The organism is uncultured Aureimonas sp., from assembly GCF_913775355.1.
GTDB lineage: Bacteria > Pseudomonadota > Alphaproteobacteria > Rhizobiales > Rhizobiaceae > Aureimonas.
Map to the genome: position 1 here is coordinate 1 of NZ_CAJYIU010000114.1, position 6,485 is coordinate 6,485.

Here is a 6,485-nt window from a genome sequence, read left to right on the forward strand (position 1 = left end):
TGCGCACCAGCACGGGAAGAAGGCCGGCGAGCGTGACCGGCAGCAGCATCCATTGCGCCAGCAGCAGCGGCTGCGGCTTGGCGAAGAACTCGAGGCCCGCCGCAAACAGCCAGTAGCCGAGCGGGCCGACCGGCGCGAAGAAGTCCACCGAGGGCGTCTGGCCGTTGAGGACCCGCCAGCCGCCGTCGACGAACACGACGACATCCCAGTACATCGCGCCGATCGGCAGCGAGACCGGCAGGGCGAGGAGGGCGAACGCGAGAAGGAGTGTCGCAAGACCGATCGCCAGCGGCGACAGGGCGGCGGCGATCGGCGACACGCGCGGCAGGCCATGGACGCCGGCACGGGTTTCGAGGGGGAGGGACATGGACACGTTCCAGCGGTTGCGCGGCGTGCCCAATCTTGCAAACCGAACTTAAGCCGCCATTAAGCCTCGTCGCCCTTTGCCACCTCTGGTCGCAGTGACGTGATCGGGACTTGCATCCGAATCGGAATGGGCGGACGCTCGCTCCATGCTAAAGCTCGTCGCCCTTGCGATCTGCGGATCGCTCCTGAGCTCGATCCCCGCGGTGGCCGCGGGGGATGAGCCGGTCGACGTCGAGTTGGTGATCGCGGTCGACGTCTCATGGTCGATGGATTACGGCGAGCTCGACATTCAGCGCAACGGCTACGTCGCCGCCTTCCGCTCGCCGGAACTCCAGCAGGCAATCACCGACGGCATGCACGGCCGCGTCGCGGTCACCTATGTCGAATGGGCCGGCGACACGTCGCAGCAGGTGGTCCTGCCGTGGACGCTGATCGACGGCAAGGACTCGGCCGAAGCCTTCGCCTATCGTCTCGCCGAGGCACGGCCGGACCGGATGCGCCGGACCTCGATTTCCTCGGCCATCGATTTCGCGGCCGGCCTGTTCGATCGCAACGGGTTCGAGGGGATGCGCCGCGTCATCGACGTGTCGGGCGACGGACCCAACAACCAGGGCCGTCCCGTGACCGATGCGCGGGACGCCGCCGTCGCGCGCGGCATCACCATCAACGGCCTGCCTCTGATGACGCAGGGCGACGATCTTCGGGGCGGCTGGGGATCGATCCAGAACCTCGATCGCTACTATAGCGACTGCGTCATCGGAGGGCCGGGCGCCTTCGTCATCCCCGTGAACGACTGGGAGCAGTTTCCGCAGGCGGTGCGCCGCAAGCTCGTACTGGAGCTTGCGGGGCTCTGGCCCGTCAGGCTCAAGCCCGGCGTGGTGGTCCCGGTCGCCGCCGATGGCCCTCCGACCAACTGCCTCATCGGCGAAGCGCAGTGGCAGGAGCGCTGGCAGCGCTGAACGCCGTCAGGTTCGCGGAGCGGTGATGCCCGCCGCCGACCGTCGGCGCTGGCGCATGGCGCTCTGCTCGAAGCTCAGCACCATCACGATGGCCACCGCGAACGGGATCAGGAGATAGAGGATCCGGAAGACGAACAGCGCAGCGAGGACGTCGGTCTCCGGCACGTCGGACAGACCGGTCAGGAACGTGACCTCCAGAACGCCGAGCCCGCCCGGCGCGTGCGACACGAGCGCCAGCGAAAACGACACGACGAAGATCGCGAGCACGATGACGAAGCCCGGATTGGTCTCGGGCGGCAGCGCGAAATAAATGATGCCGGCGGCAGCCACGATCTCGAGCGGTGCGGCGATCAGCTGACGCAGCACGACGTCCCGCCGCGGATACTGCAGCAGGAAACCGCCGATCTTCCGGGGCCGGAAGCCGCGAAAGCTGCCGAAGACGTAGAGGCCGACGAGCGCCAGGATCAGAACCGCCAGCCCGACCGGGACCCATGGATCGACGTCGACATAGCGGCGGATCATGGTCGGGTCGGCAAGCTGCGTCACCGCCGTGAGGACGAGGATGCCGAGCGCGAAGGTGAACGAACAGAACGCGATAAGGAGTGCGATTTCCGACGGCGTCAGGCCGCGCGAGCTGTAGGCGCGGTATCGGACGACCGCGCCGGAGAACACCGAGGCTCCGATATTGTGTGAGAGGGCGTAGGTGGTGAAGGACGTCGCCGCCACGAAGGGGAGCGATACGCTTCGCCCGAGATGCCGGAGCGCCAGCCGGTCGTAGTAGGCCAGCACCGCGTAGGCGAGGAGGGCGCAGAGGATCGACAGCGCCCACTGGTGGAAGCCGACGTTCTGGAAGCTGACCCAGATGTCGTCGAGCGACAGGCCCCGCACTTCCTTGTAGAGGATCCAGCAGGAGAGGACCACGGCCGCAAGACCCACGATGGGCCAGATGGCGTCCTTCCACTTCATGCCTGTTCCTTCCCTCGCCGAATGGCTTTTCGGACCGCGCCGCCCAGCGGCCCGCTCCACAGACATAAGCCTCACGCTCGGGCAGGGAAAGCGATACGCCTTCAACTGTCGGACAGGTCGCACGATGGATCGGCTTCAGTTCGAGCCCATTCGACACCTTCGCTGTTTCGGTCGCGGCAAATTATGTCGAGATGGAGGGAACCGATTGCGGCAGTTGCCGTTACTTCGCCGCAATCGGGACCCTGAGGAGTTTGGTCATGATCCGTCGCATTTCCGTCGTCGCTGCAACGCTCGCCGCCGTTATGGTGGTTTCAGGTTGCGCCAATACCGTGCGTGGCGTGGGCCGTGACGTCGGCAACACCGTCGATGCGACCGGCGCAGCCGTGAAGGACGTGACGCGCTAAACAGCGCTCCGGATCATCGGCAATGCAGACGGAAAGGCCGGCTTGCCGGCCTTTTTCGCGTTCGGATGCGAACGGAGCCTGCGCGTTAGTCGATTGGTAAGCATAAGAGGCGATCTTGGATGTGTCGCCGCGCTGGCGCGCTCCGGATCAGGTCTCGCGTCCCGGAGCCAGCGCGGGGACAGGTGTCGCCGTCCGCGCCGCCTCCGTGATCAGGCAGCCGTTAGCGCCCGCACGATGTCGGCGTGACGATAGGGCTTGGCAATCTTCGGAATGCGGCTGAAGCGGCTCGGAACGTCCGAGAGGCTTCCGGACACGAAGCAGAACGGAACTCTCAGGTCTTCGAGCGTGCGGGCGATCGCCGACGAATTGTCGCCGCCCAGATCGAAATCGAGCAGTGCGAAGTCGACACCCTCGAGGATACGCTGAAAGCCGTCGTGAAGGCTGCTCGCCCAGACGCAGTCCGCCTGCAGCGTCTCGACCACGATGTCCTCGAGGTCCATCGCAATCAGCGGCTCGTCTTCCAGGATCAGTACGCGCATCGAAGAAGCCCTCGTTTCCTGGACAACGACCTGCCTCGCGCAAGGTTCGCCTTAACAGGAAATAAATTTTCCAGGACTTATTGACTTCTCGTTTACCATCCTACGCGATCTCGCCGGCGGACGCGAAACGCTCAGGCGTTCGAGGCGAGGGGCAGCGCGGCGGCTTCGACTTCCGGAACCGGAGACCGGTCGACGCGATGCGACAGTCGCGTGAGAAGCTCGGCCGCGACACGTTCCGCGGCGACCGGCTTTCCGAACAGGTAGCCCTGCAACTGGTCGCAGCCGATTTCCATCAGCATCTTGGCCTGTGCCGCCGTCTCGATGCCCTCGGTCACCACCTTTAGCTTCATATGATGGCCGAGATTGACGATGGTTCCGATGATGTGGCGGATATTCGGCTGGCCCTGCTCGAAGGCGATCATGAAGGACTGGTCGATCTTCAGCTTGTCGAACGGGAAGCGCCAGAGATAGCCGAGCGAGGAGTAGCCCGTGCCGAAATCGTCCATGGCGATCGAAACACCGAGCGTCTTCAACTGTTGAAGCTGCTCCAGGATCGCGTCCGAGCGATCGAGCAGAAGACTCTCGACCACCTCGATCTCGAGGCGATGACCGGCGATGCCCGCCGCTTCCAGGGCGCCGCGGACGATCGAGACGAGGTCTCCGTCGCGGAACTGCACCGCCGACAGGTTGACCGAGATGAAGAGGTCCTCCGGCCACAGCGCGATCTGGCGCGTCGCCTCGCGCAGCACCCAGTCGCCGATCGCCTTGATGTGCCCTCTCGCCTCGGCGATCGGGATGAAGACCGAGGGCGGAATGTAGCCGCCCTGACCGTCCGGCAGGCGGATCAGGCTTTCGAAGCCAAGGATCGTCTGGTCGCTGGCCCGCACGATCGGCTGGTAGAACAGTTCGAACTGCTCGTGCTCCAGCGCCTCGCGCATGCGACGCTCGATCATGCGGCGGCGCGTCGCCTCCTCGTCCATCGAGGGTTCGAACAGGACGAAATCGCCCTGCTTGGAGCTCTTGTGGACGAGCACGGCAAGCTCGGCGTTCTGGAAGAGCTCACCGATCGTACGCCCGTGCTCGGGCACCAGCGCGACGCCCATGCACAGCTGCGGTGTCAGCTCGACGCCCTCGATGGTGACGGGAGTCTCGATTTCCTGCCGGATGCGGCGGGCGAGGGCCTCGACGTCGTTGAGGCCACGCAAGTTGCGTTGAACGATCATGAAGTCGTCGGCGCCGGTTCGGGCGACGAGGTCGTTGCGGTCGATGACGCGCATCAAGCGGTCGGCGACCGTGCGCAGCAACTCGTCGCCGCCCGCCTGATTGACGGTCTTGTTGATGTCGCCGAGACCCTTGATGTCGACCGCCCAGACGGCGAGGCGCTCGCGTGTCGCGCGGCAGGTCGCGAAGATGCGGCCCGCGTCCTCCTCGATCCGCTTGCGGTTGAGGAGCTTGGTCAACGTATCGTGATTGGCGAGGAACTGAATGCGTTCGTCGGCCTGCTCGATGCGCCACTTGCGCCTGATGTAGATGAGCCCGGGAACGCCGGCACCAGTCACGAGAACGCCGATCAGCCCAGCCACCGCCAGCCCGACGGTCTTGGCGAGATTCTCTTCGACGCCTGTCATGTCGGGTACGACGGAAACGAAGCCTTGCCGGGTTCCGTCGCGCTCGACGGGCGAGATCACGAGGCTCTCGCCGGTGCCGGACCGGACCGCTTCGCTCCAGTCGCCGGGCCGCTCGACGGCACTCGCGGCGAGCTTCTCGAGCCCGTTGATGCCGCCGGGGCGCTCGCGCAGCAGCCACGCGTGCGCCTCGGACTTCAGGGCGAACTGCGGCTCGCCGGCCAGATCGAAGACGGTGAAGTTCGTCAGACCGGAGGCGAGCGCCACCGACCGGATCTGGGTCTCGAGTTCGGGATCGCGGGAGATGCCGGTGAGCAGAGCCTCCACCGCCCCGTTCGTCTCCTCGAGATAGGTAACGAACCCCTGGACGCGTTGCTGCGCCGTCGAGGCCATGAGGCTCGAGACCGTTTCCTTGCTGATATAGACACCCGCGACCGAAACCGCCGCGAGCACCGCTCCCGCACCGATGGCCGTCGCCGAATACCGTTTCAGGAATGTGATCATTGCACCCGAAATCCCTCGCCCGGCGACCCTAGGCGACGAAAGTTAAGGAAGCGGATCGAATGTGCGCTTGGGCGGTGTCGACGTCACATCTGCCAGCGGCGGTGGAACCACATCCATTGGTCGGGATGCTCGCGCACCCAGCGCTCCACCACGTCGTTGAGCTGCTGGCAACTCGCCGTCACGTCGATCTCGCCGTCGGGCCGGCGCGCCAGATCGAGACGGGGCTCGAGGACCAGTCGATAACGGCCATCCGGCAGACGGATGCAACGGGCGGGATGGATGTCGCAATCGAACTTGCGGGCGAGCTTGGGCACCAGCGGATTGGTGCGGCAGGGACGGCCGAAGAAGGTGGTCGGCTCCCCGCGCTTGAACTTCTGGTCGACCAGCATTCCCACATTGCCGCCGGCTTCGAGCGTGCCCGCGAGCGCCCAGGCTGCACCGGCCTTGGAAGGCACGAGGTGGCCCCCGCTCGTGCGTCGCGCGGACAGGACCTCGCGTGCGATGTAGCGGTTGTTCGGCTGGCGGAAGAGGGCCGTCAGGTCGAGCCCGAAGGTCGCCGCGCAGATCGGCAGGAGTTCGAACGACCCGAGATGGGCCGTGAAGAAGATGATCGGCCTCGGGTTGTCGCGCAGCCGGAGGAACAGGTCGATCCCCTCCACCTCGACCATTCCCGTGCCGGGCTCGCGCGCCGGATCGAAATCGAAGATTTCGTCGAGAAAGACGTATTCGGCGGCGATGCGGCCCATCTGGCCCCAGTTGCGCCGGGCGATGTCCTCGATTTCCGCGGCGCTCTTCTCGGGATAGGCGAGCGTCAGGTTCTCAATGGCGATCCGATGCCGCGAGGTCTTCGGCCCGATCCATTGGGCGAGCCGGTCGGCGAACGCCAGACCCTTGCGCGCGGGAAACCGTCTGAGCACCGCAAGCATCGCGAACAGGGCCTGCGCAACCAGCCAGTCGCGCGACTGCCGCTGCCGCTTCCAGGCGCGCTCCAGAATCCGTCCGCTCATGCGGCGAGGTCGCGGTCCACGCGCAGCACGATCTTGCCGAAGACCTGCCGTCCTTCCATCCGCTTCAGCGCGACGTCGATGTCGTCGAAGCCGACCTCGGTGTCGATCACCGGCC

6 protein-coding genes and 2 pseudogenes are annotated in these 6,485 nt (G+C 65.7%); 2 read left to right on the forward strand and 6 right to left on the reverse strand.

Annotated elements, in window-relative coordinates; all coding sequences use genetic code 11:
• A pseudogene (locus tag QZ753_RS08210) lies at positions 1–367 on the reverse strand (hypothetical protein); the annotation flags it as partial.
• Between the two features lie 145 nt (positions 368–512).
• Between QZ753_RS08210 and QZ753_RS08215 the strand changes: the two are divergent.
• Positions 513–1,325 (forward strand): DUF1194 domain-containing protein, encoded by an 813-nt coding sequence (locus tag QZ753_RS08215; RefSeq protein ID WP_294642674.1) that lies wholly within the window; start codon positions 513–515, stop codon positions 1,323–1,325.
• 6 nt (positions 1,326–1,331) lie between these two features.
• Here QZ753_RS08215 and QZ753_RS08220 read toward each other — a convergent pair whose 3' ends face one another.
• The gene (locus QZ753_RS08220; RefSeq protein ID WP_294642676.1) at positions 1,332–2,291 is read right to left on the reverse strand and encodes a YbhN family protein; all 960 of its coding nucleotides are present in this window, start codon (positions 2,289–2,291) and stop codon (positions 1,332–1,334) included.
• Between the two features lie 257 nt (positions 2,292–2,548).
• Between QZ753_RS08220 and QZ753_RS08225 the strand changes: the two genes are divergently transcribed.
• Entirely contained in the window at positions 2,549–2,695 is a 147-nt protein-coding gene (locus QZ753_RS08225) for a hypothetical protein (protein WP_294642677.1), read from the forward strand.
• 209 nt (positions 2,696–2,904) lie between these two features.
• On the opposite strand, the gene QZ753_RS08230 is transcribed toward QZ753_RS08225, so the two are convergent.
• The 4 genes and pseudogenes from QZ753_RS08230 to QZ753_RS08245 form a co-directional block, all read right to left on the reverse strand.
• Complete coding sequence (locus QZ753_RS08230) at positions 2,905–3,234, reverse strand: response regulator (RefSeq protein ID WP_294642679.1); 330 nt, start codon at positions 3,232–3,234, stop codon at positions 2,905–2,907.
• Between the two features lie 131 nt (positions 3,235–3,365).
• Positions 3,366–5,363: a bifunctional diguanylate cyclase/phosphodiesterase gene (locus tag QZ753_RS08235; RefSeq protein ID WP_294642680.1), complete on the reverse strand. Its 1,998-nt coding sequence runs from the start codon at positions 5,361–5,363 to the stop codon at positions 3,366–3,368.
• Between the two features lie 83 nt (positions 5,364–5,446).
• A complete protein-coding gene (locus QZ753_RS08240; RefSeq protein WP_294642681.1) occupies positions 5,447–6,370 on the reverse strand; it encodes a lipid A biosynthesis lauroyl acyltransferase in 924 nt (307 codons plus the stop codon).
• A pseudogene (locus tag QZ753_RS08245) lies at positions 6,367–6,485 on the reverse strand (NADPH:quinone oxidoreductase); the annotation flags it as partial. The pseudogene QZ753_RS08245 and the gene QZ753_RS08240, both read right to left, overlap by 4 nt.